Genomic DNA, 23,967 nt, shown 5'->3' on the forward strand with positions numbered 1-23,967 from the left:
TCAGCGGCTCAGGGCCGATGCCCGCGCGGCCTGCCGGCCGATCAGCAGCCGGAACGGCAGCAGCATGAGCACGCCGACGCCCAGCTTCACCGCCAGGTCGCCGAGCGCCCAGGTGAGCCAGGGGCCGTCGGTGCCCGCGAAGGCGATGCCCCAGAACACGATGCTGTCGAGCACCGCGGCGATCACCGTGGCCACCAGCGGCGCACGCCACCAGAGGCCGCGCCGGAGCCGGTCGAACACGCCGATGTCGAGCAGCTGCGAGGCGATGAAGGCCAGCCCCGAGGCCGCCGCGATGCGCACCGGCGCAAGCAGCAGCGACACGCCCACGGCAACCGCAAAGCCCACCCACGCCACGCGCCGCGCCATGCCGGGACCGAAGCGCCGGTTGACCAGGTCGCTCACGAGGTAGGCCACCGGATAGGTGAAGGCGCCCCAGGTCAGCCAGTCGTTGATGGCGAACTGCACCAGGATGTTGGAGGCCAGCACCACCGCGGCCATGGCCAGCGTGGCCGCGGTCAGTTGGCCGAAGGTGGGGCGTTCGAAGTGCATGGCCGGCATCAGACGCTGGCGGTGCGTTCGCGTTCGGCTTCGGCCAGCACGCTGTGCGCCACGGCCTCGGCCACCTTGATGCCGTCCACGCCGGCCGACAGGATGCCGCCCGCGTAGCTCGCGCCTTCGCCGGCGGGGTAGAGGCCGCGCACGTTCAGGCTCTGGAAGTCGTCGCCGCGCGTGATCTTGATGGGCGAGGACGTGCGCGTTTCCACGCCGGTGAGCACCGCGTCGTGCGTGTCGAAGCCCTTGATCTTGCGGCCGAAGGCGGGAAAGGCCTCGCGCATCGCCTCGATGGCGTAGGCGGGCAGGGCCTTGTGCAGGTCGGTCGGCGTGACGCCCGGCTTGTACGAAGGGATCACGCTGCCCAGCGCGGTGGACGGCTTGCCGGCGATGAAGTCGCCCACCAGCTGGCCCGGCGCGCGGTAGTCGCCGCCGCCGAGCACGAAGGCGTTGCTCTCCAGTTCGCGTTGCAGCGCGATGCCGGCGAGCGCATCTCCGGGATAGTCGCGCGGGTCGATGCCCACCACGATGCCCGCGTTGGCGTTGCGCTCGTTGCGCGAATACTGGCTCATGCCGTTGGTGACCACGCGGCCCGGCTCGCTGGTGGCCGCGACCACGGTGCCGCCGGGGCACATGCAGAAGCTGTAGACCGAGCGGCCGTTGCTCGCGTGGTGCACCAGCTTGTAGTCGGCCGCGCCCAGCAGCGGGTGGCCCGCATGGCGACCCCAGCGCGCGCGGTCGATCAGGCCCTGCGGATGCTCCACGCGGAAGCCGATGGAAAACGGCTTGGCCTCGATGTGCACGCCTCGCTTGTGCAGCATCTCGAAGGTGTCGCGCGAGCTGTGGCCCAGCGCCATCACGACGTGGTCGGCGCGCAGTTCGCTGCTGGTGCCCGTGGTCTGGTCGAGCACGGTGAGGCCGCGCAGGTGGCCGTCCTCGATGCGCACGTCGGTCACGCGCTGCTCGAAGCGGATCTCGCCGCCCAGCGCCACGATCTGCTCGCGGATGTTCTCCACCACCTTCACCAGCTTGAAGGTGCCGATGTGCGGATGCGCGACGTAGAGAATTTCCGGCGGCGCGCCGGCCTTCACGAACTCTTCCATCACCTTGCGGCCGAGGAAGCGCGGATCCTTGATCTGGCTGTAGAGCTTGCCGTCCGAGAAGGTGCCGGCGCCGCCTTCGCCGAACTGCACGTTCGACTCCGGGTTGAGCACGCTCTTGCGCCACAGGCCCCAGGTGTCGCGGGTGCGCTGGCGCACGGTCTTGCCGCGTTCGAGCACGATGGGCCTGAAGCCCATCTTCGCGAGCATCAGCGCCGCGAAGATGCCGCAGGGGCCGAAGCCGATGACCACCGGCCGGGACGTGCCCTCGGGGGCATTGGCAGGCGGCGTGTAGCGCATGTCGGGCGCTTTTTGGATATGCGGATGGCCCGCGTGCTTGGCGAGCAGCCCGGCTTCGAGCTTCGCGTCTGCCAGCTGCACGTCGCAGATGTAGACCGTGAGCAGCTCGGCCTTGCGCGCGTCGAAGCTGCGCTTGTAGACGTTGTGGGAGGCGATCGCGTCGAGCGGAACGTCGAGCGTTTTGGCGATCAGTGCGGCCAGCGCGTCGGGCGCGTGGTCGAGCGGGAGTTTGAGTTCGGAGATTCTCAGCATGGCGGCGTGGGGCTTGTGGTTATCAAGCAGGCCGCGCATTTTAAGCGCCCGGGGCGCTATGAAAGGGATAGCGGGTCAGGCGGGCAGGAAGCCTTCGACCGACAGATAGCGCTCGCCGGTGTCGTAGTTGAAGCCCAGCACCACCGCATCGGCGGGCAGCGAGGGCAGTTTCTGCGCGATGGCCGCGAGCGTGGCGCCCGACGAGATGCCGACCAGGATGCCTTCCTCCTGCGCGCAGCGGCGGGCCATTTCGCGCGCCGGCTCGGCGTCGACCTGCAGCACGCCGTCGAGCAGCGAGGTGTCGAGGTTCTTCGGGATGAAGCCCGCGCCGATGCCCTGGATGGGGTGCGGCGCCGGCGCGCCGCCCGAAATGACAGGCGAGGCCACCGGTTCCACCGCGAACACCTGCAGCTTCGGCCACTTCTTCTTCAGCACCTTCGCCACGCCGGTGATGTGGCCGCCCGTGCCCACGCCGGTGATGATCACGTCGATGCCGTCAGGAAAATCGGCCGCGATCTCCTCGGCCGTGGTGCGCACGTGCACCTCGACGTTGGCGGGGTTGTTGAACTGCTGCGGCATCCACGCGCCGGGCGTGCCGGCCACGATTTCCTCCGCGCGGGCGATGGAGCCCTTCATGCCGTTGGCGCGCGGCGTCAGGTCGAAGGTGGCGCCGTAGGCCAGCATCAGGCGGCGGCGTTCGACGGACATGCTGTCGGGCATCACCAGGATCAGCTTGTAGCCCTTGACGGCCGCCACCATGGCCAGCCCGATGCCGGTGTTGCCCGATGTGGGCTCGACGATGGTGCCGCCGGGCTTGAGCGCGCCGCTCTTCTCGGCGTCTTCGACCATCGCGAGCGCGATGCGGTCCTTGATGGAGCCGCCGGGGTTGGCGCGCTCGGACTTGATCCACACCTGCTGCTTCGCATTGCCGAACAGGCGGTTGATGCGCACGTGCGGCGTGTTGCCGATGGTCTGGAGGATGTTCTGGGCCTTCATGGGAATCTCCTTGGATCGATGCGTTTGTCGGACGGACAGCGCGCATTGTGAGACCAGCCCGAAGGCACGCCCGGGCACAGGCGATAATCCACCCCGTGAAGCACGCCAGACCGCCGCTGGTGCAAGTGCCGAAAGGCCGCACTGGAGGAACGTCCGGACTGCACAGGACAGCGCAGGAGTTAACGACTCTCCACCGTGAGGTGAGGATCAGAGCAACAGAGACGAGCCGATTGAGTTCGGGTGAAACGGGCAATCTCTGCGCGCAGCAACACCAAGTAGGCCAGTATTGAGGTGGTTCCGCTGAGCTGGCGGGTAGGTGGCATCGAGCCGTTTGGCGACAAACGGCCCAGAGTAATGGCGGTCACGCCGGAGGTTTCGCAAGAGGCCTCCGGTGCACAGAATCCGGCTTATCGGCGAGCTTCACACTTTTCTTTCTTTCCCCCTTTTCGCGTTCTCGCGCCCTCGGCCCCCGCCAGGGCGGGCGTAAGCCTTGCCGCCAGCAGGGATTGGTAGTTACCCGTACAATCGATAGCATGCTAATTAATAGCCGGCTATCGTGACCAACCCGACCACTCCCCGAACAGCGCCTGAACAGGCGCTTGAACCGACGCGCGAACAATCGCTGATGCGCCTCGGCACGTCGCTCGCGGTGCTGCAGCGCGGCTACCGCGCCGCGGCCGACAAGGCGGTGGCGCACGTCGGCGTGTCGCAGACGCTGGCCTACCCGATCGTGATGCTCGGGCGCATGAACGGCGAAGTGCGCCAGGGCGTGCTGGCCGAGGCGCTGGGCATCGAAGGGCCGTCGCTGGTGCGCTCGGTCGACCAGCTGGTGGAAGCCGGCCTCGTCGAACGCCGCGAAGACCCGGCCGACCGCCGCGCCAAGACGCTGCATCTCACCGAGGCCGGCAAGGCCGTCTGCGAGCCCATCGAGGCGGCGCTGGCGCTGATGCGGGTGTCGCTGTTCGACGGCGTGCCCGACGAGGACGTTGCCGCCTGCCTGCGCGTGTTCTCGGTGCTTGAAGAGCGCATGGGCGTTCGCGCCGTGCAGAGCCTGCCGCCGCAGCAGCAGCCGTCTCAGGAAGGGCGCAGGTAGTCGATGTCCGCGTTCAGCCTGCCGCGCTTCAGCCGCGCGGAGCTTCTCTTTTCCGCCAAGAGCTTCGTCGCCGCCATGCTGGCGATGTACCTCGCCAGCCGCGCCGGCCTGCCGCGCCCGTTCTGGGCGCTCATGACCACCTACGTCGTCGCCCATCCGCTGGCCGGCGCGGTGCGCTCCAAGGCGGTGTACCGCTTCTGCGGCACGCTCATCGGCAGCACCGCCACGGTGCTGCTGGTGCCCGCGCTGTCCAACGCGCCCGAACTGCTGACGCTGGTGCTCGCGCTGTGGGTCGGGCTGTGCCTGTGCATCTCGCTGTTCGACCGCACGCCGCGCTCGTACGTGTTCATGCTCGCGGGCTACACCGCCGCGCTCATCGGCTTTCCTTCCGTGCAGACGCCGCTCGCGCTGTTCGACACCGCCGTGGCGCGCGTCGAGGAAATCGGCCTCGGCATCTTCTGCGCCACGCTGGTCCACAGCCTGGTGCTGCCGGCGGGGCTCGCGCCGACCGTGCTGGGCCTGCTCGACCGCACGCTGCTCGACGCGCGCAAGTGGCTGGGCGACCTGCTGCAGCCCGCCGCCCGCAGCGGCGGCAACGGCGGCGACCCGAAGCGCCTGGACGACGACCGCCGCCGCCTCGCCGGCGACATCACGCAGCTGCGCCTGCTTTCGACCCACGTGCCCTTCGACACCACGCACCTGCGCTGGACGGCCGGCGCCATCCGCGCGATGCAGGACCGCGTCGCCGCGCTCACGCCCGCGCTGTCCGCCGTCGAAGACCGGCTGCAGGCGCTGGTGCAGGCCGAAGGCCGGCTCGCTCCCGACGTGACCGCCGTGCTCGCGCAGGCCGCCGAGTGGCTGCGCGAAGAAGCCGAGCCCGCCGCCGATGCGGCAACCCGCGCCGGGCGCCTGCAGGCCCTGCGCCGCGCCCTCGACGCGCTGAGCGCCACGCCCGCGAACGCGCAGCAGCAGACTTCATGGGGCCGCGCGCTGCGCATCGGACTCGCGGGCCGGCTCGAAGAACTTGTCGACGGCTGGACCGCCTGCGCGCAATTGCGCCAGGACATCGACGATGGCCTGAAGGGCGCCGCGCCGCTGCGCCGCACTGCCGCGCTCGGCAGCCGCGTGCTGCACCGCGACTACGGCATGGCGCTGCTGTCGGCGCTGGCCGCCGTCATCGCCATCTGCCTGTGCGGCGCGTTCTGGATCCTCACCGGCTGGCCCATGGGCTCGGCCGCGACCATGATGGCCGCCGTCTTCTGCTGCTTCTTCGCCACCATGGACGACCCGGTGCCGGCCATCCACGGCTTCCTGAAGTGGACGCTGTGGTCCGTTCCGATCTCGGCGCTCTACGTGCTGGTGCTCATGCCGCTGGTGCAGGACTTCGGCATGCTGGTGCTGATCTGCGCGCCGCTCTTTCTGCTGCTGGGCCTGTACCTGCCGCGCCCCACGCATTTCATGGCCGCGATGGCGCTGATCTTCGGCGTGTGCGGCACGCTCGCGCTGCACGACACCGCCAGCTCCGACCTCGTGAGCTTCATCAACAGCATGATCGGCCAGATCGTCGGCGTGGTGGTCGCGGCGCGCGTCACGCGGCTGGTTCGCTCCGTGGGCGCCGACTGGAGCGCGCGGCGCATCCAGCGCGCCACCTGGCGCGAACTGGGCGACATGGCCGCGTCTTCGCAGCCGCAGTACGCGCAGAGCGACGCCTATGCCGTGCGCATGCTCGACCGCATCGGCCTGCTGGCGCCGCGCATCGCGCAGGCCGGCGGCACCGTCGAAGGCGTGGCCGCGAACGACGCGCTGCGCGACCTGCGCATGGGCGCCGACATCGCAGTGCTGCAGCGCGTGCGCGCGCAACTGCCGATGAGCACCTCGGCCGCGCTGCTGGGCGGCATCGCACGCTTCTTCCGCCAGCGCGGCGAAGGCCGCATGAACCCGCGTCCGGCCGACCTGCTGCCGCAGATCGACGAGGCGCTCAACGCGGTGCTCAACGCGGTGCTCGACGCCGTGCCCGACGCGCCGGCATCCGCTGCGCCCGCCGCTTCGCGCTCGGCCGTCACCGCGCTGGTCGGCCTGCGCCGCAACCTGTTCCCCGACGCGCCGCCCGTGCTGGCCGGCGCACCCATTCAAGGAGCTTCCGCATGATCGGCGAAGCAAGTTTCTACGGCCTGTACCTGCCCTGGATCATGGTGCTGGCCCTTGGCGCGCTGCTGGCGCTGTGGGCGGTGCGCCGCCTGCTGGCCGCCACCGGCGCCTACCGCTGGGTGTGGCACCCGGCGCTGTTCGACATGGCGCTGTACCTGCTGCTGCTCTACGCGCTGAGCCGCGTCTCCTCCTGCTTCCAATAAGAAACGAGATTCCAATGAAAGCTGTCCGTTCTTCCTCCGACAACCCCTGGGCCCCGCGCCTGGGGCGCGTTCTCTTCACCGTGCTCGTGGTAGCCGCCGCCGTCTGGGCCGGCCTGCGACTGTGGGACCACTACGAGCTTGCGCCGTGGACGCGCGACGGCCGCGTGCGCGCCAACGTCGTGCAGATCGCGCCCGACGTGTCGGGCCTCGTCACATCGGTGCCGATCCGCGACAACCAACCGGTGGCCGCCGGCACGCTGCTGTTCGAGGTGGACCGCGCGCGTTACGACCTCGCCGTGCGCCAGGCGCAGGCCGCGCTCGCCGCGCAGCGCGCCATGAGCGCGCAGGTGCAGCGCGAGAACGCGCGCAACGTAGGCCTCGACGACCTGATCTCGAAGGAGTCGCGCGAGCAGACCCGCTCGCGCGTCGAGCAGATGCAGGCCGCCGTCGCGCAGGCCGAGGTGGCGCTCGATTCGGCCCGCCTCAACCTGCAGCGCGCCGAAGTGCGCGCGCCCACCGGCGGCCTCGTCACCAACCTCGACCTGCGCCAGGGCAGCTACGCCGCGGCGGGCCGCCCGGTGCTCGCGCTGGTCGATGCGCAGTCGTTCTACGTCGAGGGCTATTTCGAGGAAACCAAGTTGCCGCGCATCCACCTCGGCGACCGCGTGCGCGTGACGCCCATGGGCGGCGGCGCGGTGCTCGAAGGCGCGGTCGACAGCGTGGCCGCCGGCATTGCCGACCACGACCGCTCCACCAGCGCCAACCTGCTGCCCAGCGTGAACCCGACCTTCAACTGGGTGCGGCTCGCGCAGCGCATTCCGGTTCGCATCAAGCTCGATCCGCTGCCGCAGGGCGCGCGCCTCGTCGCGGGCCAGACCGTCACGGTGCAGGTGCTGGAGAACAAGCCGGCGCACAACGCAGCCGCACCGGCCACCGCGCCGCAGCAGAAGGGATGAACGACATGACCAGCTTCGCATTCCGCCTCGCATCGCTGGCCGTCGCCGCCGGGCTCGCGGCCTGCGCGGCGGTCGGCCCCGACTACCACCAGCCGCCCGAGGCGCTGGCCAGCCAGAGCGCCGCCGGCAAGCCCTTCGCCGAGGCACCGGCCGACGCCGCGCCACTGCCGCCGCACTGGTGGCGCCTGTACCACGACCCGCTGCTCGACAAGCTGGTAGAGCAGGCGCTCGCGCACAACACCGACCTGCGCCAGGCCGTGGCCAACCTCGAGCGCGAACGCGCCATCGAAGACGAAGTGGCCGGCGCCAGGTACCCCAGCATCGGCGTGAACGGCGGGCCTTCCTACGGCCACGTGTCGGGCCTGTCGCTGCTGCAGAAGGGCTACGAGCCGCCGAACACATTCAACTACAGCGCGGGCGCTTCGCTGTCGTACCAGGTCGACCTGTTCGGCCAGATCCGCCGCGCCATCGAGGCCTCGCAGGCCGGCACGCAGGCGGCCGAAGCCGCGCTCGACCTGGTGCGCGTGAACGTCGCCGCCGGTACCGCGCGCGCCTATGCCGAAGCCTGCTCGACCGGCCTGCGCCTGCAGATCGCGCAGAAGTCGGTGTCGCTGCAGCAGGACGCGGTGAACGTCACCGATCGCCTGCAGCGCGCCGGCCGCGCCGGCGCCATCGACGCGGGCCGCGCCCGTTCGCAACTGCAGCAGCTCAATGCCGCGCTGCCGCCGCTGAAGGCCGAGCGCCAGGGCGCGCTCTACCGCCTTGCCACGCTCACCGGCGCGCTGCCGCAAGACTTTCCGCGCGAGGTGGCCGACTGCACCGTGCCGCCGCGCGTGGCCGGCGTGCTGCCGATGGGCGACGGCGCCGCGCTGCTGCGCCGCCGCCCCGACATCCGCCAGGCCGAGCGCAGCCTCGCCGCATCGACCGCGCGCATCGGCGTGGCCACGGCCGACCTCTATCCGAAGATCACGCTGGGGCTCTCGGGCTCCTCCGTCGGCCATGCCGACGGCTTCGGCCGCAAGGACACCTTCGCCTGGAGCCTGGGCCCGCTGATCTCGTGGACGGTGCCCAACACCGGCGTCGTTCAGTCGCACATCGCGCAGGCCGAGGCCGGCACGCGCGCCGCGCTCGCCAGGTTCGACGGCACCGTGCTCACCGCGCTGCGCGAGACCGAGACCGCGCTGGCCACCTACGCCCGCGAACTCGACCGCCGCGCCGCGCTGCAGGCCTCGCGCGACGAAAGCGCCAAGGTCGCCGCGCAGGCGCGCCAGCTCTACCAGAACGGCCGCACCGGCTACCTCGATTCGCTCGACGCCGAGCGCTCGCTGGCCGCCAGCGAAGCCGCGCTCGCGGCCAGCGAGGCGCAGCTTTCCGACGACCAGGTGGTGCTGTTCATGGCGCTGGGCGGCGGCTGGGAGCCCGACACCGCGACCGCGAAGCAATGACCGCCGCCGCGCCACCCGAGCCGCAGCACCGGGCGCACGCGCCGCTGTGGCTGCTCGCGCTGGTGACCTTCAGCGGCACGCTGGCCATGCACATCTTCGTGCCCGCGCTGCCGATCGCCGCGGCGAGCCTGGGCGCCAGCGTCGGCGCCATGCAGATGACGGTGAGCCTCTACATCTTCGGCCTCGCGGTGGGGCAGCTGGTGTACGGCCCGCTGGCCGACCGCTTCGGCAGGCGGCCGGTGCTGCTGTGGGGGCTCGGCATCTACTGTGTCTCGGGCCTGGCCGCGGCGCTCGCGCCCGAGGTGCATTCGCTCATCGCCGCGCGGCTGTTCCAGGCCATGGGCGGCTGCGCCGGCCTGGTGCTGGGCCGCAGCATCGTGCGCGACACCGCCGGGCCGCAGGAGGCCACGCGCCGCCTTGCGCTGATGAACCTCATGGTCACCATCGGCCCCAGCCTCGCACCGCTGATCGGCGGCGCGCTGGCCACCGCGCTGGGCTGGCGATCGATCTTCCATGCGCTCTTCGGCCTGGGCGTGGTGGGCTTTCTCTTCACCTGGCGCATGCTGCCGGAGACGGGTGCGCCCGGGTCTGCGGTGAGTGCGCGAGACCTCGCGCGCAACTACGGCAAGCTGCTGCGCTCGCCCGCGTTCCTGGGCTTTTCGGTGGGCGGCGGCTGCGCCACCACGTCGATGTACGCCTTCATCGCCTCGGCGCCCTTCATCTTCGTGGACCAGCTGCACCGGCCCGCGCACGAGGCGGGCATCTACCTCGCCATCCTGGTGTCGGGCGTGTGGCTCGGCAGCTTTCTCACCAGCCGCCTGATCTCGCGCGTGCGGGTCGACCGGCTCATGATCCGCTCCAACGCGCTGAGCGTGGCCGCGGCCTTCGTGCTGCTCGGCGCGGCGTTGAGCGGCCATCTGTCGGTGCCGCTCATCGTCGCTTCCATGTTCATGTTCACGGTGGGCGTCGGCATGGCGTCGCCGGCCGCGCTCACGCAGGCGATCAGCGTGAACCCGCAGGTCATCGGCTCGGCCTCGGGCCTCTACGGCTTCACGCAGATGGCCGTGGGCGCGCTGTGCACCGCGCTTGCGGGAATGGGCCACCGCAACCCCGCGCTGGCATCGGCCATCGTGCTGGCGGGGGCGGGCATCGTGGCGCAGCTGTCGTTTGCGGTAGCGCTGCGCGCGCAGCGGCGCGCCGATGCCGCCGCCGCCGCCGCCAAGACGCTCAGCGCGTGAAGAGCCAGCCGCCCTTGGGCTGGCGCATCAGCTCGTGCCGCTTCACGGCGTGTTCCTCGCCGTCGTCGCCCACGTAGACCACCTCGAAGCGCAGCAGCTTCGGCGACACCATCTTCCAGTTCTGGATGCGCTTGACCGTCACGCAGGAGGTCTTGTCGTGGAACTGCATCTCCGTCATCGGGCCGCCCTGGAAGCCGTTGCCGTCGAACAGCCGGCCCGGCGCGGCAAAGGGGTTGAGCACGGCGCCGTTGTGCGCGGTGATGCAGCCCTCGGTCCGCACGAAGGACTCGATGGTCGGCGACGCGCTGCGCACCACCTTGCCGACGGCGGGGCTCGGCGCCTTGCCGCCGATGGCCTCGCGGATGCGCTCGACCTGTTCCCCGGTGATGGGCGCGAGGCCGTCCTTCGAGATCACGGGCGGCGGTGGCGGAGCCGCCGGCGCGGGCGGCGGGGCGGGGGAGAAGTAACTGCAGCCCGTCACCAGTGCCAGCGGCACGGTGAGGGCAAGGGCGGCGCTCGGTGATCCGAACTTCATGGCTGAGTCTCCTGTCGGCGGCGCTTCAAGGCCGCAGGCTGAAAATTGCAGGCCGCGAACATGCGGTGCATCGTCGGGGGTCGTCCTCTTCCGTTCGATCGTCTTTGTCTCGTGGTTGTGGTTTTTGTCGTCGTTCAGAAGCGTTCCTGGGGTGCCAGGTAGCGCCACTGGCCGGGCTGCAGCCCCGCCAGCGGCACGCGGCCGATGCGGATGCGCCGCATCGCCAGGATCCGCAGGCCCACGTTGTCGCAGATGTGGGCGATCTGCCCCGGCTGCGCGCCCTTGAGCGCGAAGCGCAGGCCGGTCTGTTCGTCGCTCTGGCGGCCGATGCTCACCCGCGCGGGCGAGCGCTCCAGCCGCGCCAGCACCTCGGGGGCCACCGGGCCGGCCACGTCGACCATCACCTCGTGCTCGAGGATGCCGGCGTCTTCGTGCAGCTTGCGTTCGATGCGGAACTCCTGCGTGTACGCGACCAGCCCGCTGGCGCCGGTCTCCAGCGGCGTCATGCATTGCTGCCCCTTCGCATGGGCCGGCAGAAAGCGCTGCCCGGCGCGCTCGGGCTCGTGGTGGTTCGCGGCCACCAGCAGGCTGTGCGCCTTGTCGGTCGGCATGCCCGCGGGCTTGTAGAGCAGCAGCGTGACGGGAAGGATGGGCTGCGGCCTGGCGCCGGCTGCGATCTCTACCTGCTGCCGAGGCAGCACGCGCGACTGCGGCAGCATCTGCTGCACGCCGTCCACGCGCACGGCGCCGTTCTCTATCAGCAGCTCGGCCTCGCGGCGCGACACGCCGGCCATGGCCGCCACGCGCTTGGCCAGGCGGATGCCTTCGCCGTCGTCTTTTTCAGGGGCGCTTCTGTTCATCGGGCCGCATTCAGTTGCTGGATGCGCGCCACATGCGCGGCCAGCGAGCGTGCCGCCACCGGCCACATGCGCTCGGGCACGTCGTCGTAGGCGATGGGGAGCCATTGCTCGGGCGTGCCGTCGGGCAGCTTCTGCATGGCGGCGGCGATCCTGGCCTCGCGCTTCAGGCGGTGCGCCTTCAGCATCGAGATGGCGGTGCGCGCGAAGCCGATCACGTAGCCGTGCGCGGGCAGGATGAATTCGACGCCGCCGGCCTCGCAGGCCGCGTCGAGCTTGTCGAGCGATTCGAGGTAGTCCGTCATGTCGCCGTCGGGCGGGTCGACCACCGTGGTGCTGCCGTTCAGGATGTGGTCGCCGGAGAACAGCAGGCCGTCTTCCTCGAGCAGCAGGCACAGGTGGTTGGCCGCATGGCCGGGCGTGTGGATCACGCGCAGCGTGTGGGTGATGGCCGTGCCCTCGGGCGATGTGCCCGAGAGCGCGAGGCGCTCGCCGTCGTCCAGTTCGCGTTCGGGCGTGAAGCGCGCCGTGGCACGGGCGGTCGGCCGCGAGGCCAGCCCGAGGATCGGCGGCCTCGTTTCCTTGCACAGCGCCTGCAGCGGCGCGGCACCGGGCGAGTGGTCGGCATGCGAATGCGTGCAGACGATCATGCGGATGTCGCCATGCGTGGCGCGCCACAGGCGGCCGATGTGGTCGAAGTCGTTCGGGCCCGGGTCGATGACGATGTAGCCGGTGGCCGCGTCGCCCACGATGTAGCTGTTGGTGCCGGGGCCGGTCATGGCGCTGGGGTTGGGCGCGGTGAGGCGCATCACGTTCTTCAGCAGCGCCACCGGGTGCTCGCTCTGCCAGTCGAGCGCATGCGCGATCTGGCCGTCGGGGCACACCAGCGCGAGCTCGCCGAAGGGCGACTCGTGTTCCATGTAGCGCGCGTCCTCGCCCTTGAGCAGGCCGGCGCGCGGGCAGCTGGTCCAAAGCGGCGCCTCGCCGGCACCGCCCGGCGCGCAGGCCGCGAGCACCGCGTCGACGCTGGCATAGGCGGCCATGCGCTGCAGCGTGCGCACGGTCGGGAAGATCATGAAGAAGCTGCCTGCCGCGTGGCGCGCGAGCGCATCGGCCGGGCGCACCCAGCAGGGCTCGAACTGCTCGCTCTCGTCGGCCGTGGGCGTCTGGCCCTCGGGCATGCGCGCCACCAGGAATGGCACGTCGAAGCGCTTGGGCAGGTCGCGGTCGGTGATCCAGTGCGCGAAGGTGAATACTTTGTCGGAGTCGAGCACCAGGCCGCGCGCGGCGCACTGGTCGGCGAAGGCGGTGCCGGCCGTATCGGCGCGGTCCATCGCGGCGATGTCCGCGGCGCTCACGGGGCGGCCGTCGGCAGCATGGTGCGCGAGCAGGATGCCGAGCTCTTCGAAGGCTTCGCGAATGGCTGCGATGGCCTGCGTGCGCTGCACCCGGCTCTGCGTCGGGCGGCGGGTGGCGATGCGCTTGGCGGCTTCGTCGGCCGCGTCGATGTGGCCGCCGGGGAACACATAGGCGCCGGGTGCGAAGCTCGCGGTGGCCGAGCGGCGCGTCATCAGCACTTCGACGCCGGCGGCGGTGTCGCGCAGCAGCAGCACGGTGGCTGCCGCGCGCACGGGCGCGGGCTCGCGTGCGGGGTGAATTTGTTGGGAGGAACGGACCATGGGGGGATTATCGGGAGCAGGTGCCGTGCGCGTGTGTCGCGCATAAGCTCATGTGGATTCGGGCATGAGTGCCGCGCCACAATTCGCGCATGCACCGCTTGCCTCGAAGAAAGACTGTCATGGCTCATTCTCCCTTTTCGCGTCGTTCGCTTCTGGTGGCCGCCGCCGCCGCGCTCTTTTCCGCCACGGCCCCGGCCCAGTCGGACTGGCCGCAACAGCCCGTCACGTTGATCATGGGCTTCCCGGCCGGCTCGGGCGTCGACGTTGTCGCGCGCACCATCCAGGAGCCGCTGTCGAAACAGCTGGGCCGCCCCGTCATCATCGACTACAAGTCCGGCGCCGCCGGCAACATCGCCAGCGACTACGTGGCCCACGCCAAGCCCGATGGCTACACGCTCGCCTTCGGCACCGCCGCCACGCACGGCAGCAATGCCGCGCTCTACAAGAAGCTGCCTTTCGACGTGGAGGCCGACTTCATTGCGGTGGCGCCGGTGCTCGACGTGTCGAACGTGCTCACCATCAATCCCGACGTGATCAACGTCAGGACCTTGAAGGAGTTTGTCGAACTGGTCAAGGCCAATCCCGGCAAGTACAACTATGCGTCTACAGGCAACGGCGCGGGTACGCACATGGCGTTTGCCGAGTTCAACTCGCGCCTGGGCCTGAACATGGTGCACGTGCCGTACAAGGGCGGGCCGGAGGCGATCACGTCGGTGGTGCGCGGAGAGACCTGCTGCATCATGAACCAGGTGCAGACGGTGCTTCCGCACTACAAGGCCGGCAAGGTGCGGCTGCTGGGCGTGACCACCGCCACGCCGGTGCCGGCGGTGAAGGAGGTGCCCACCATTGCATCGAGCGGCCTGCCGGGCACCAAGGGTTTCGACAGCTCGATCTGGTTCGGCATCTTCGCGCCCAAGGGCACGGACCCGCAGATCGTCGACAAGCTCAACGCGGCGGTGAAGGCGGTGCTGGAGACGCCGGAGATTCGCGAACGTTTCGAGAGCCAGGGCAACACGGTGCGCATCGAGACGCCAGCCGAGTTCAAGAAGACCGTGCACGCGAATCGCGTGAAGTGGGCTGAAGTTGCCAAGGCGGCGAATATCAGCATCGATTGAGCGCTGCTGTTTCGGGGCTCGCTCACGCCGCCGGGGTACCTTGCTCCGCGAATGTCCCCCGGCCTTCGGCCTCCTCCTTTATTTCGCTGCGCAAGGCACCCCGCCGTCGTGAGCGTTCAGAGCACTTGTTGATCAGCCGGCACAAGCGCTGCGTCCATCGTGCGCAGGGCGCCGGGTGCTCCCCGCAGCGAAATAAAGGAGGAGGGGCGCAGCCCCGGGGGACATTCGCGGAGGGGAGTACCCGGTGGCCTGTGCACACGCCCCGAACAAAGCAGCTCAAAGCGTCTTGGTAAGAGTAACGACGAAGCGCGCCTTGTTGGGCGAGTAGGTCTGCCTGCCGAACGCACCAAAACCCAGGTCGACTCCCGGATTGCTCACCGCAAGATAAGAGCTCTGCTTGTTCGCGCCCTGCACGGAGCCCGCCAGCGACAACCCGTTGCCGAAGTCGTAGCTTGCGCCCACGTTGTAGTCCACATAGCTCTTGTAGCCCAGGCTTCGGATGTCGCTCGACATGTTGGTGTAGCCCACCGCCGCCTTCAGCGTGACCTTCGGAACAATCTCCTTGCTGTAGGCCAGGTTCAGGTAACCCGTGTTCGTGCCCTTCAGGCCCGAGCCGGCCTTGCTGCCCGCATAGCCGAAGTAGTCCTTCGACACCGTGTGCGAATACTTCAGCGTGAAAGAGCCGATGGCCTCGTCGGTGTAGCCCGCGCTGCCGTAGATCTCCGTCGTGTTGCCCGACGAATTGCCAGGGTAGATGTACGTGAGCGCGCCCACGTCCATGTCGAACACGCCGGCCTTGAACTTGTAGCCGCCGTAGATGTCGCTCTCGATGCTGTTGCCCTTGAGCCAGTTCACGCTCGAATTCCAGTTGCCCACATAGAAGCCGCTGTCGCCGAAGGCGTAGTCGAAGCCGCCTTGTATGGCCGGCTTGAAGGCCTTGGTCTTGGCGTAGTCGTTCTTGCCCAGCATGTCCTGGTCTTGACCACGGAACTTGTAGTCGGTGGTGAACGCCACGTTGCCCGAGAGCTGCGCGTTCGCAAGCATCGGCAGGGCGGCCAGGGTGGGGAGAACGAGCACCGGCAGGGCGATGCGGATCAGATGTTTCATTGCTGGAAAAAGCCAACTTGTAGAGGAGCCGGCAGCGTAGGAGCGGGCGTCTAAAAGCCGCGTAAAAAATGCAGGCCGCGGCGCAAAAGTTTCGCCTCGGGCATCGTCATCGCGATCACGCCGGCCACCACGCACCCCAGCCCGATCCACGCCGTGGGCGCGAGCGTTTCGCCGAGGAACAGCACGCCGACCGCCACGCCGATGGGCACGCGCAGGTAGGCCTGCGCGGAAGTCGACATCGGCCCCAGCGTCCTGATGAGGCGGAAGTAGATGGTGAAGGCCAGCGCCGTCGACAGCACCGCCAGCGCCAGCACTGCCGCCATTGATGCGGCCGAAGGCGCCAGCGTCCAGGGCCGGTCGATGGCGAGGCTCGCGGGCAGCAGCATCGCGGTGCCGCTCAGCAGCGAGCCGGCTGCCGGCACCATCGGGTCCAGACCCTTGAACACCCGGCCGAACATCGCGGCGCAGCCGTAGCACACGGCCGCCGCCACCAGCGCGAGTTGCGCGAGCAGCGAATGCCCGAGCCCGTTCAGCGCCTCCAGGCCGACAATCAGGCAGATGCCCGCCAGCCCGGCGCCCACGCCGAAGAAGCGCTGCAGCGTCGGCCTGCCCGCGCTGCCCAGGCCCAGCCCCAGCAGGAAGATGAAGATCGGCGAGGTCGAGTTCAGGATGGTCGCCAGGCCCGCGTCCACGCTGCGCTCGGCCCAGGCGATCAGCGTGAACGGCAGCACGCTGTTCAGGCAGGCCTGCGCCGCGAAGCGGGCCCACATCGCCGGCTCCTTCGGCAGCTTCACGCCGCGCATGCGCAGCACCGCGAGCAGCAGCGCACCGGCAACCAGCGTGCGCGCCGCGATCAGCGTGACCGGCGGGATGGTTGCCACGCCGATCTTGATGAAGGTGTACGAAGCGCCCCAGCAGGTGGCGAGCACCGCGAGGAGCGCCCATTCGAAGGCGGGGTTGACCGGGGCGTGGGAGGCGGAAGAGGGCGTCGATGCGTGCATGGTGCGCCGATCATCCCGGCGGCGGCGCACCGGCACTTCGCCCGCGGGCGAAGCGTGGATGTCGCTGTCAGTGCGGGTGGTCGTGCGGCTTGCCGCCGCCGTTCAGCAGCGTCGCCAGGTCCACTTCCTGTTCGGCCGCCGCGCCGGCGATCACGCGCTGCTCCAGCTCGTCCAGATGCTCCATCGCCACGGCCAGCGCCTTGTCGAGCGACTTGCCGGTGGTCAGCGCCTCGATGATCTGCTCGTGCTCCCGGGGCGCGCAGCTCGCGGCCTCGGCGGAGTCGTAGAGCGCCTTGTACAGCTCGGTGTTCGAAATCAGCCGCTGTATGTATGAGAGCAGCTCGTCGCTGCCCGCCATCTGCGCCAGCAGCAGATGGAAGTCGCCGGCCAGCCGTATCGAGTCTTCGCGCCGGCCTTCCTTGAACGCCTTCTGCTCCGCCTGCACGTGCTTGCGCAGGGCGGCCACCTGCTCGCGCTCGAGGTTGCCGAACAGCGTGGTGATCAGCCCCGCCTCCACGATGCGGCGCGCGCGGTAGATGCCGCGCATGTCGTCGATGGACGGGTTGGGCACGAAGGCGCCGCGGTTGTGCTCCAGCACCAGCCGCTTTTCGGAGCCCAGCCGCGCCAGCACCTTGCGCACCGCGCCGCGCGTGCAGCCCAGGGCCTCGGCCAGCGCGCGCTCGCGCAGGGGGGTGCCGGGGCGCAGCTTGCCGCTGAGCAGGGCCTTGGAAACGGCGGCGTAGACGCGTTCGTCCACGTTCGCGTCTTCGGCGTCGATGGGTTCCGGGGCGGGGGAGGGCGCTGGGGTTCGGCGGGTGGCGGCAGGCATGGGCACCGGATTATTGCCTGCGGCCCGCGCCTACGGGAAAGCCCCCGGATTGACTCGGCCGGCCCGCCTCCCTACCATTCGCTCCGTTTGGTTAACCAAAATAAATATGTATGGTTGACCAAAATTAATCAACATTCCCAACCAAACCATGATTCGAGGCTCCCGATGAAATCCGTCAAATGGCTGGCAGCGCTGCCGGTGCTCGCCTTCTTCAGCGGCGGATGGCTGTCGTCCGTCGCGCCCACCTTCGTGCTCGGCATGCCGTTCCTGATGGTGTGGAACGTCAGCTGGCTGGTGCTGACCTCGCTGATCATGGTGGTCATCGACCGCGCCGAAGGCGACATCGACGCACCCGCTGCCGGAGGCACGCCATGAACGCCGCGCTGGCAGTCATTGCGCTGTTCGTGATCGGCGCGCTGGGCCTGGCGGTGCTGGCGCGGCGCGGGCGCACCATGAGCCTGGAGCAATGGGCGCTCGGCGGTCGCGGGCTGGGCGCCATCATGGTGTTCCTGCTGATGGCGGGCGAGTCGTTCTCCACCTTCACCTTCCTGGGCGCGAGCGGCTGGTCTTACAGCAAGGGCACGCCGGCCTTCTACATCCTGGCGTACGGCGGGCTGGCCTACCTCATGGCCTTCTGGATGCTGCCGGCGGTGTGGCGCTACGCCACCACGCACAAGCTGGTGTCGTTCTCGGACTTCTTCGCGCACAAGTACGACAGCCGGCCGCTCGGCGTGCTGGTGTCCGTCGTCGCGCTCATGGGCATGGTGGCGCTCTTGACCATCCAGCTGCGCGGCCTGGGCATCATCGTGTCGGAAGCTTCATACGGCTCCATCGCGCCGCAGGTGGCGATCTGGATCGGCACGGTGGTGATGGTGAGCTACATCCTGTTCTCGGGCATCCACGGCTCGGCCAGCATCGCCATCGTGAAGGACGTGCTGATCCTTGCGCTGGCGGTGTTCCTCGGCATCTACCTGCCGTGGCACTACTACGGCGGCGTCACGCCCATGTTCACCGCCATCCACGCGGCCAACCCCACTTTCTTCGAGTTTCCCAAGGAGGGCCTGAACCTCACCTGGTACAACTCGACCATCCTGCTGACGGCGCTGGGCTACTACCTGTATCCGTTCAACCTGACCTCGGTGTATGCGGCCAAGAGCGCCAGCGCTGTGCGGCGCAACACCATCCTGATGCCGCTGTACCAGGTGGTCATCGCCTTCCTGTTCCTGGTCGGCTTCGCGGCCATCCTGCAGGTGCCGGGGCTCAAGGGCTCGGAGGTCGACCTGGCGCTGTTCGGCCTGGTGAAGCACACCTTCGACCCGTGGTTCGTCGGCGTCATCGGCGGCACGGGCGTGCTCACCGCGCTGGTGCCGGGCTCGATGATCCTGCTCACGGCTTCCACCGTGATCGGCAAGAACGTCTACAAGGAAGGCTTCGCGCCCCATGCCACCGACAAGCAGGTGTCGCGCGTGGCGCGCGGCGTGCTGCCGGTGTTTGCGCTGGTGGCGGTGTACTTCGTGCTGCGCGGCGGCACCACCATCGTGGCGGTGGCCATCTTCGCGTCGAGCCTGCTCACGCAACTGCTGCCCTCGCTGCTGTTCAGCCTCATGAAGAAGCCGTTCGGCAACAAGCATGCAGCCTTCGCGGGCATCCTGGCCGGCGGCGCGGTGCTGGGCTTCATGATGACCACGGGCTCGAACCTGGGTACGCTGTTCCCCGCGGCACCGGTCGTGTTCAAGTCGCTCAACACCGGCCTCGTGGCGCTGGCGACCAACGCGCTGGTGTTCGTGCTGGTGGCGCTGTGCACGCCGCGCATCCTGCCGCGCGGCGCCGCGCCGCAGCCCGCCTGATGACTTTCAAGGAACCCGTCGCCATGTCTTCGCTGCTGATTCGCAATGTGCGCCCCATGGGCGCTTCCCCGGTCGACGTGCTGGTGCAGGAAGGGCGCATTGCCGGTGCCGGGCCCGCGCTGGCCGCGCCCGCCGGCATTGCCGTCGAAGAGGGCGGCGGCGCCTTGCTGCTGCCCGGCCTCGTCGAAGGCCACACCCACCTCGACAAGACCATGTGGGGCATGGACTGGTACCGCAACGAGGTCGGCACCAACCTCACCGACAAGATCGAGAACGAGCGCGCCTTCCGCCACGCGAGCGGGCACGACGCCGCCGCGCAGTCGCTGGTGCTGGCCAAGGCCTTTCTCGCGCTCGGCACCACGCGGCTGCGCACGCACGTCGACGTCGACACGCAGGCCGGCCTGCGCCACCTCGAAGGCACCCTGCGCACGCGCGAGGCGCTGCGCGACGTCCAGCAGATCCAGGTCGTCGCCTTCCCGCAGTCGGGCCTGCTGGGCCGGGCGGGCACGGCCGAACTGCTCGACCAGTCATTGGCGATGGGCGCCGACGTGCTCGGCGGCCTCGACCCCTGCGCCATCGACGGCGACCCGGTGAAGTCGCTCGACGTGCTGTTCGGCATTGCCCACAGGCACCAGCGCCCTGTCGACATCCACCTGCACGAACCCGGCGCCATGGGCGCCTTCTCGCTCGACCTTATCCTGCAGCGCACCGAGGCGCTGGGCATGCAGGGCAAGGTGGCCATCAGCCACGGCTTCTGCCTCGGCGATGTGAGCGAACGCGAGCGCGACGCGCTGCTCGCACGCATGGCCAGGCTGGGCGTGGTGCTGGTCACCAGCGCGCCGCCCTCGCGCACCGTGCCGCCGCTCATGGCCTGCCGTCAGGCCGGCGTGACGGTGGTCGGCGGCAACGACGGCATCCGCGACACCTGGTCGCCCTACGGCAACCCCGACATGCTGGAGCGCGCCATGATCATCGGCCTGCGCTACAACCTGCGCCGCGACGACGAGATCGAAGTGGCGCTCGACACCGTCACGCACGCCGGCGCGCGCGGCTGCGGCTTCGAGGCCTATGGCCTGGTGCCCGGCAACCGCGCCGACCTGGTGCTGGTCGATGCGCAGACCGTCGCTCATGCCGTGGTCTCGCGGCCCGTGCGCAAGCTGGTGGTGGCGGGCGGGCGCATCGTGGCGCGCAACGGCGTGCTGCAGGCCGACCTGGCTGCCTTGTGAGGGCAGCGCGAAGTCGTGACGCAGGCGTCGCCTTTGCGGTTGTGATCGTGCTGGTGGCGCTCAACCTGCGCGCCTTTCTCACGTCGAGCAGCCCGCTGCTCGAGCCCATCCGCCTTGCCACCGGCATCGGCTTTCATGCGGTGGCGCTGCTCACCGTGCTGCCGATGTTCGCGATGGGGGCCACGTCGCTGTGCGGCGCGGCGGTCGGCCAGCGCATCGGCGCGCGCGGCGGCGTCGCGCTCGGGCTCGGAGCCATCGCGTTGGCTTGCGCGAGCCGCTATGTGGCGGGCGGCGCGGCTGCGCTGCTGTGGAGTGCGGCGCTCGCGGGTGCGGGCGTCGGGCTGGTGCAGGCGCTGATGCCTGGCGTGGTGAAGCAGGCCTACCCGGCGCGCATCGGCGTGATGACCGGGCTGTACTCCGCCGCCATCATGGGCGGCGGCGGGCTCGGCGCCATCGCCAGCCCGTGGGTGGCGCATGCAGTCGGCGGCGCGCGGCCCGACTGGCACGCGGGCCTTGCCATATGGGCCCTGCTCGCGACCTTCGCGCTGTTGTATTGGCTGAACATGCGTCGCATGGAATTCACCGTTGCCGATGCGCCGCGCCAGAACCTCTCGTGGCTGCGCTGCTTCGCAAGCCGCCGCGCGTGGCTTCTTGCTGCGTGCTTCGGCCTCATCAACGGCGGCTACACCAGCCTCGTCGCATGGTTGCCGCACTTCTACGCACAGCAGGGCTGGACCGCCCAGCAGGGCGGCTCGGTCCTCGCGCTGATGACGGCCGCACAGGTGATTGCCGCGCTTGCCATGCCCGCCATCGCGCGCAGCCGGGGGCGCGATCTGCGGCCCTGGCTGGCGCTCACGCTCGCGGCGCAGCTGGCGGGCTTTTGCGCGCTGACCTTCGATGCGCCCGTGCCGGCCGTCGCCATCGCGGTGGTGCTGGGCTTCGGCCTGGGCGGTGCCTTCTCACTGTGCATGGTGCTGGCGCTCGACCACCTGCCCGACCCCGCGCAGGCCGGCGCGCTCGCTGCCTTCATGCAGGGCGTGGGCTTCATGATCGCGGCGCTCGCGCCCTTCGTTACCGGCTGGGTGCGCGAGCACACCGGCGGCTTCACGATGGCGTGGGCCTACCTGGCCGCCGTGGTCGTGGTGCTGCTGCCGCTGGTGCTGCGCTTCGATCCGCGCCGCTATGCCGCTGCCACGGCCGGGCTGTTCGGCCCGCAGCCGCAGCCGCGCCACGGCGCTGCCCATCCAATTGCCGCACTCGACAGCGCCACGACCGGAAAGACCTGAGCACCACCATGTACCAACAAGAATTCATGCAACGGGCACTGGCCCTGTCGGCGCAGGCATTGACGCAGCCCGGAACCGAGCCCTTCGGCGCCGTCGTCGTGAAAGACGGCGCGATCGTCGGCGAAGGCTTCAATCATTCCGTCGCGCACTCGGACCCGACCTCCCACGGCGAGGTGGAAGCCATTCGCGACGCCTGCCGCAGGCTGGGCACCGTCGACCTGTCGGGCTGCGAGCTCTACACATCGTGCGAGCCCTGCGCCATGTGCGCGGCGGCCATGCACATCGCGGGCATCGCGAGGCTGTATTACGCGGCGTCGCTGGCGCAGTCCGGCCAGGCCTTCGAGGGCGTGACGGTCGAGGCGCGGCACCCCATCGACGTGGAGGCGCTGCGCGCCGAGGCCGGTGCGCCGCTCGACGAACGCCGCCTGCCCGCCGAGCAGAAGCTCGATGGCGAGGCCGTTCGCATCCTTGCGGAGTGGGCTGCGACGCGACGGGCAAGGTAGAGCAAACGTATTCGGCATGCCCCGGTCCATGCGAACCTCCGGTCTCTGTAGCGGGCCGATGCATCGCACTACACTGCGGCCATGCAAGCAAAGAAGGAAGCTCCGCGCAGCCTCCAGCCCGTGGTTGAACTCCGCAAGGAGGGCGCTTTCTATGCCTATTCGGTTCGTGCTCCCCGCTACAAGGGCGTGATACCGCCCAGCTCATACAGCAACGGCGGCTTCCCGACGCTTGCCGATTCCCTGCTCGACGTGGCGCGGGCGCTGGGCGGCAACTTCCATCGCATCTACGTGCGGCTCGACGGCTACTGCGTCGGCGAGCGCGACATTGCCGAGCTGCAGGAGGCGCCCGAGAAAGTCGCCGCTGCGCTGAGAGCCGATTGCCTGGCCGCCAGCGCCGCCGAGCAGGCCAGCGCCCTCGTGCTGGAGTCGGAGCGCCTTCCCGGCCACTAGCGCGGCGCGCCGCAACGGCTTGGTGCAGGAACCGTCCTACCCACGATTTGCGTCTTGTTCGGCATCCAGCGCCGCGATTGCGCTGAAAAACCGCGTCATGGCAACCTACGAGTCCGTCCTGCAGGAGACCGGCCGCTTCGAGGTCGTGGATGCGCGCGAGCGTTCGCACACGGTCATCGAGAGCACGGAGTGCCTGGTGCGCGTGAGCATCTCCAAGCGCTATCCGACCATCAAGGGCGCGGTGAGCTACAGGCTGCTCGACGGCACGCCGCTGCGCCGCTCGAAGCGTGGCTTCTTCGACACCATGGACGGAATGAACCGCTTCTTCGTAGTGAACGCGGTGGAGACGCCGGAAGAGTCGGTGTGCCGATGAGCTTTGGCGATCAGTCCCAGGCCGGCGACAGGCCGGCCGGGTCGGTCAGGCGTTCGCCACGGTCGAGCGCGGCAATCTGCGCCATCTCCGCGTCCGTCAGCTTGAGCTGCTGCGCGCGCAGGTTGCCTTCGAGGTTCGCGCGCTTGGTGGACGACGGAATCACCGCGTAGCCCAGCTGCATCGCCCATGCCAGCGTGACCTGCGCGGTGGTCGCGCCGTGCGCCTTGGCAATCGCATCGATCACCGGATCGTTCAGCACCTTGCCGTAGGCCAGCGTCATGTAAGAGGTGATGTGGATGCCCTGGCTCTTCGCGAACTCCGCCACCTTGCGGTTCTGCAGGTACGGGTGCAGCTCGATCTGGTTGGTGGCGATGTTCTGCGCGCCCACGGTAGCGATGGCTTCCTTCATGAGCGCGATGTTGAAGTTGGACACGCCGATGTGCCTGGTGAGCCCCTGCGCCTTGGCATCTGCCAGCGCGCCCATGAATTCGGCCACCGGCACCGCATTGCCGGGCGAGGGCCAGTGGATCAGCGTCAGGTCGACGTGGTCCGTGCGCAGCTTGGCGAGGCTGTCTTTCAGGCTGGGCACCAGCTTGTCTTTGGCGTAGTTGTCGGTCCAGATCTTGGTGGTGATGAACAGGTCTTTGCGCGCCACGCCGCTTTCGGCAATGGCCTGGCCCACCTCGGCTTCATTGCCGTAGATCTGCGCCGTGTCGATGGTGCGGTAGCCCACGTCGAGGCCGTTCTTCACAGAGTCGATCACCACCTGGCCCTTCAGGCGGAAGGTGCCGAGGCCGAAGGCGGGAATGGGGTTGCTGTTGTTCGTATTCATGTGTTGTCCTTGTGCGTTGAAAAAAGAGAAGAAGAAAAAAAAGA

At 69.3% G+C, this 23,967-nt stretch carries 24 protein-coding genes and 1 other RNA gene; 15 read left to right on the plus strand and 10 right to left on the minus strand.

Annotated features, from left to right (window positions below; genetic code table 11):
• The 3 genes from WIX39_RS08340 to cysK form a co-directional block, all read right to left on the minus strand.
• On the minus strand, positions 1–558 hold the full coding sequence (locus tag WIX39_RS08340) for a VUT family protein (RefSeq protein ID WP_409194868.1): 558 nt from the start codon (positions 556–558) through the stop codon (positions 1–3).
• Positions 558–2,204 (minus strand): NAD(P)/FAD-dependent oxidoreductase, encoded by a 1,647-nt coding sequence (locus tag WIX39_RS08345; protein WP_409194869.1) that lies wholly within the window; start codon positions 2,202–2,204, stop codon positions 558–560. Before WIX39_RS08345 ends, WIX39_RS08340 begins: the two co-directional genes overlap by 1 nt.
• A gap of 75 nt (positions 2,205–2,279) precedes the next feature.
• Complete coding sequence (gene cysK, locus WIX39_RS08350; RefSeq protein WP_409194870.1) at positions 2,280–3,200, minus strand: cysteine synthase A; 921 nt, start codon at positions 3,198–3,200, stop codon at positions 2,280–2,282.
• A gap of 97 nt (positions 3,201–3,297) precedes the next feature.
• Between cysK and rnpB the strand changes: the two genes are divergently transcribed.
• The 7 genes from rnpB (at position 3,298) to WIX39_RS08385 (ending at position 10,283) form a co-directional block, all read left to right on the plus strand.
• An RNA gene (rnpB, locus tag WIX39_RS08355) (RNase P RNA component class A) lies at positions 3,298–3,626 on the plus strand.
• Between the two features lie 199 nt (positions 3,627–3,825).
• Positions 3,826–4,293 (plus strand): MarR family winged helix-turn-helix transcriptional regulator, encoded by a 468-nt coding sequence (locus WIX39_RS08360; protein WP_106935743.1) that lies wholly within the window; start codon positions 3,826–3,828, stop codon positions 4,291–4,293.
• Positions 4,294–4,296: 3 nt separating this feature from the next.
• The gene (locus tag WIX39_RS08365) at positions 4,297–6,441 is read left to right on the plus strand and encodes an FUSC family protein (RefSeq protein ID WP_409194871.1); all 2,145 of its coding nucleotides are present in this window, start codon (positions 4,297–4,299) and stop codon (positions 6,439–6,441) included.
• A complete protein-coding gene (locus tag WIX39_RS08370) occupies positions 6,438–6,644 on the plus strand; it encodes a DUF1656 domain-containing protein (RefSeq protein WP_081271386.1) in 207 nt (68 codons plus the stop codon). Before WIX39_RS08365 ends, WIX39_RS08370 begins: the two co-directional genes overlap by 4 nt.
• A gap of 14 nt (positions 6,645–6,658) precedes the next feature.
• Positions 6,659–7,600 carry an efflux RND transporter periplasmic adaptor subunit gene (locus WIX39_RS08375; RefSeq protein ID WP_409194872.1) on the plus strand — a complete coding sequence of 314 codons (942 nt, stop codon included), beginning with the start codon at positions 6,659–6,661 and terminating at the stop codon, positions 7,598–7,600.
• Positions 7,597–9,045 (plus strand): efflux transporter outer membrane subunit, encoded by a 1,449-nt coding sequence (locus WIX39_RS08380; protein ID WP_409194873.1) that lies wholly within the window; start codon positions 7,597–7,599, stop codon positions 9,043–9,045. The genes WIX39_RS08375 and WIX39_RS08380 overlap by 4 nt, the downstream gene beginning before the upstream one ends.
• Positions 9,042–10,283: a multidrug effflux MFS transporter gene (locus tag WIX39_RS08385; RefSeq protein WP_409194874.1), complete on the plus strand. Its 1,242-nt coding sequence runs from the start codon at positions 9,042–9,044 to the stop codon at positions 10,281–10,283. The genes WIX39_RS08380 and WIX39_RS08385 overlap by 4 nt, the downstream gene beginning before the upstream one ends.
• On the opposite strand, the gene WIX39_RS08390 is transcribed toward WIX39_RS08385, so the two are convergent.
• The 3 genes from WIX39_RS08390 to WIX39_RS08400 form a co-directional block, all read right to left on the minus strand.
• Positions 10,273–10,818 (minus strand): hypothetical protein, encoded by a 546-nt coding sequence (locus WIX39_RS08390; protein ID WP_409194875.1) that lies wholly within the window; start codon positions 10,816–10,818, stop codon positions 10,273–10,275. The genes WIX39_RS08385 and WIX39_RS08390 overlap by 11 nt on opposite strands.
• 134 nt (positions 10,819–10,952) lie before the next feature.
• The gene (locus tag WIX39_RS08395; RefSeq protein ID WP_409194876.1) at positions 10,953–11,678 is read right to left on the minus strand and encodes an RNA pseudouridine synthase; all 726 of its coding nucleotides are present in this window, start codon (positions 11,676–11,678) and stop codon (positions 10,953–10,955) included.
• Entirely contained in the window at positions 11,675–13,354 is a 1,680-nt protein-coding gene (locus tag WIX39_RS08400; protein WP_409194877.1) for an MBL fold metallo-hydrolase, read from the minus strand. The genes WIX39_RS08395 and WIX39_RS08400 overlap by 4 nt, the downstream gene beginning before the upstream one ends.
• Before the next feature lie 119 nt (positions 13,355–13,473).
• Between WIX39_RS08400 and WIX39_RS08405 the strand changes: the two genes are divergently transcribed.
• Positions 13,474–14,469, plus strand: a complete 996-nt coding sequence (locus WIX39_RS08405; RefSeq protein ID WP_409194878.1) for a Bug family tripartite tricarboxylate transporter substrate binding protein — start codon at positions 13,474–13,476, stop codon at positions 14,467–14,469.
• Between the two features lie 276 nt (positions 14,470–14,745).
• Here WIX39_RS08405 and WIX39_RS08410 read toward each other — a convergent pair whose 3' ends face one another.
• The 3 genes from WIX39_RS08410 to WIX39_RS08420 all read right to left on the minus strand — a co-directional run bounded on the left by WIX39_RS08410 (position 14,746) and on the right by WIX39_RS08420 (position 17,406).
• On the minus strand, positions 14,746–15,576 hold the full coding sequence (locus WIX39_RS08410) for a TorF family putative porin (protein ID WP_409194879.1): 831 nt from the start codon (positions 15,574–15,576) through the stop codon (positions 14,746–14,748).
• Positions 15,577–15,626: 50 nt separating this feature from the next.
• Entirely contained in the window at positions 15,627–16,577 is a 951-nt protein-coding gene (locus tag WIX39_RS08415; protein WP_409194880.1) for a DMT family transporter, read from the minus strand.
• A 67-nt stretch (positions 16,578–16,644) separates the two neighbouring features.
• Positions 16,645–17,406 (minus strand): GntR family transcriptional regulator, encoded by a 762-nt coding sequence (locus WIX39_RS08420; RefSeq protein WP_081271402.1) that lies wholly within the window; start codon positions 17,404–17,406, stop codon positions 16,645–16,647.
• 165 nt (positions 17,407–17,571) lie between these two features.
• Here WIX39_RS08420 and WIX39_RS08425 point away from each other — a divergent pair, with 165 nt between their 5' ends.
• The 7 genes from WIX39_RS08425 (at position 17,572) to WIX39_RS08455 (ending at position 23,091) form a co-directional block, all read left to right on the plus strand.
• A complete protein-coding gene (locus WIX39_RS08425; protein ID WP_081271377.1) occupies positions 17,572–17,781 on the plus strand; it encodes a DUF3311 domain-containing protein in 210 nt (69 codons plus the stop codon).
• Positions 17,778–19,253: a sodium:solute symporter family protein gene (locus tag WIX39_RS08430; protein ID WP_106935732.1), complete on the plus strand. Its 1,476-nt coding sequence runs from the start codon at positions 17,778–17,780 to the stop codon at positions 19,251–19,253. The genes WIX39_RS08425 and WIX39_RS08430 overlap by 4 nt, the downstream gene beginning before the upstream one ends.
• A gap of 23 nt (positions 19,254–19,276) precedes the next feature.
• Positions 19,277–20,479, plus strand: a complete 1,203-nt coding sequence (locus tag WIX39_RS08435) for an amidohydrolase family protein (protein WP_409194881.1) — start codon at positions 19,277–19,279, stop codon at positions 20,477–20,479.
• A gap of 41 nt (positions 20,480–20,520) precedes the next feature.
• Positions 20,521–21,765 (plus strand): cyanate transporter, encoded by a 1,245-nt coding sequence (locus WIX39_RS08440; protein WP_409194882.1) that lies wholly within the window; start codon positions 20,521–20,523, stop codon positions 21,763–21,765.
• Positions 21,766–21,773: 8 nt separating this feature from the next.
• The gene (locus WIX39_RS08445; RefSeq protein WP_285413607.1) at positions 21,774–22,268 is read left to right on the plus strand and encodes a nucleoside deaminase; all 495 of its coding nucleotides are present in this window, start codon (positions 21,774–21,776) and stop codon (positions 22,266–22,268) included.
• A gap of 81 nt (positions 22,269–22,349) precedes the next feature.
• The gene (locus tag WIX39_RS08450; RefSeq protein ID WP_106935730.1) at positions 22,350–22,718 is read left to right on the plus strand and encodes a hypothetical protein; all 369 of its coding nucleotides are present in this window, start codon (positions 22,350–22,352) and stop codon (positions 22,716–22,718) included.
• Positions 22,719–22,815: 97 nt separating this feature from the next.
• Positions 22,816–23,091, plus strand: coding sequence for a hypothetical protein (locus WIX39_RS08455; RefSeq protein WP_409194883.1), 276 nt, complete (start codon positions 22,816–22,818; stop codon positions 23,089–23,091).
• Positions 23,092–23,101: 10 nt separating this feature from the next.
• Here WIX39_RS08455 and dkgB read toward each other — a convergent pair whose 3' ends face one another.
• The gene (gene dkgB, locus WIX39_RS08460; RefSeq protein ID WP_409194884.1) at positions 23,102–23,923 is read right to left on the minus strand and encodes a 2,5-didehydrogluconate reductase DkgB; all 822 of its coding nucleotides are present in this window, start codon (positions 23,921–23,923) and stop codon (positions 23,102–23,104) included.
• Positions 23,924–23,967: the final 44 nt, after the last annotated feature.

The organism is Variovorax sp. AB1(2024) (assembly GCF_037482385.2).
In the GTDB taxonomy this organism is placed as follows: domain Bacteria; phylum Pseudomonadota; class Gammaproteobacteria; order Burkholderiales; family Burkholderiaceae_C; genus Variovorax.

What these genes read in the sequence shown, in the direction of transcription:
- WIX39_RS08340 (WP_409194868.1), bottom strand. Translation starts at nt 558, where the DNA reads ATGCCGGCCATGCACTTCGAACGCCCCACCTTCGGCCAACTGACCGCG.
- WIX39_RS08345 (WP_409194869.1), bottom strand. Translation starts at nt 2,204, where the DNA reads ATGCTGAGAATCTCCGAACTCAAACTCCCGCTCGACCACGCGCCCGAC.
- cysK (WP_409194870.1), bottom strand. Translation starts at nt 3,200, where the DNA reads ATGAAGGCCCAGAACATCCTCCAGACCATCGGCAACACGCCGCACGTG.
- WIX39_RS08360 (WP_106935743.1), top strand. Translation starts at nt 3,826, where the DNA reads ATGCGCCTCGGCACGTCGCTCGCGGTGCTGCAGCGCGGCTACCGCGCC.
- WIX39_RS08365 (WP_409194871.1), top strand. Translation starts at nt 4,297, where the DNA reads ATGTCCGCGTTCAGCCTGCCGCGCTTCAGCCGCGCGGAGCTTCTCTTT.
- WIX39_RS08370 (WP_081271386.1), top strand. Translation starts at nt 6,438, where the DNA reads ATGATCGGCGAAGCAAGTTTCTACGGCCTGTACCTGCCCTGGATCATG.
- WIX39_RS08375 (WP_409194872.1), top strand. Translation starts at nt 6,659, where the DNA reads ATGAAAGCTGTCCGTTCTTCCTCCGACAACCCCTGGGCCCCGCGCCTG.
- WIX39_RS08380 (WP_409194873.1), top strand. Translation starts at nt 7,597, where the DNA reads ATGAACGACATGACCAGCTTCGCATTCCGCCTCGCATCGCTGGCCGTC.
- WIX39_RS08385 (WP_409194874.1), top strand. Translation starts at nt 9,042, where the DNA reads ATGACCGCCGCCGCGCCACCCGAGCCGCAGCACCGGGCGCACGCGCCG.
- WIX39_RS08390 (WP_409194875.1), bottom strand. Translation starts at nt 10,818, where the DNA reads ATGAAGTTCGGATCACCGAGCGCCGCCCTTGCCCTCACCGTGCCGCTG.
- WIX39_RS08395 (WP_409194876.1), bottom strand. Translation starts at nt 11,678, where the DNA reads ATGAACAGAAGCGCCCCTGAAAAAGACGACGGCGAAGGCATCCGCCTG.
- WIX39_RS08400 (WP_409194877.1), bottom strand. Translation starts at nt 13,354, where the DNA reads ATGGTCCGTTCCTCCCAACAAATTCACCCCGCACGCGAGCCCGCGCCC.
- WIX39_RS08405 (WP_409194878.1), top strand. Translation starts at nt 13,474, where the DNA reads ATGGCTCATTCTCCCTTTTCGCGTCGTTCGCTTCTGGTGGCCGCCGCC.
- WIX39_RS08410 (WP_409194879.1), bottom strand. Translation starts at nt 15,576, where the DNA reads ATGAAACATCTGATCCGCATCGCCCTGCCGGTGCTCGTTCTCCCCACC.
- WIX39_RS08415 (WP_409194880.1), bottom strand. Translation starts at nt 16,577, where the DNA reads ATGCACGCATCGACGCCCTCTTCCGCCTCCCACGCCCCGGTCAACCCC.
- WIX39_RS08420 (WP_081271402.1), bottom strand. Translation starts at nt 17,406, where the DNA reads ATGCCTGCCGCCACCCGCCGAACCCCAGCGCCCTCCCCCGCCCCGGAA.
- WIX39_RS08425 (WP_081271377.1), top strand. Translation starts at nt 17,572, where the DNA reads ATGAAATCCGTCAAATGGCTGGCAGCGCTGCCGGTGCTCGCCTTCTTC.
- WIX39_RS08430 (WP_106935732.1), top strand. Translation starts at nt 17,778, where the DNA reads ATGAACGCCGCGCTGGCAGTCATTGCGCTGTTCGTGATCGGCGCGCTG.
- WIX39_RS08435 (WP_409194881.1), top strand. Translation starts at nt 19,277, where the DNA reads ATGTCTTCGCTGCTGATTCGCAATGTGCGCCCCATGGGCGCTTCCCCG.
- WIX39_RS08445 (WP_285413607.1), top strand. Translation starts at nt 21,774, where the DNA reads ATGTACCAACAAGAATTCATGCAACGGGCACTGGCCCTGTCGGCGCAG.
- WIX39_RS08450 (WP_106935730.1), top strand. Translation starts at nt 22,350, where the DNA reads ATGCAAGCAAAGAAGGAAGCTCCGCGCAGCCTCCAGCCCGTGGTTGAA.
- WIX39_RS08455 (WP_409194883.1), top strand. Translation starts at nt 22,816, where the DNA reads ATGGCAACCTACGAGTCCGTCCTGCAGGAGACCGGCCGCTTCGAGGTC.
- dkgB (WP_409194884.1), bottom strand. Translation starts at nt 23,923, where the DNA reads ATGAATACGAACAACAGCAACCCCATTCCCGCCTTCGGCCTCGGCACC.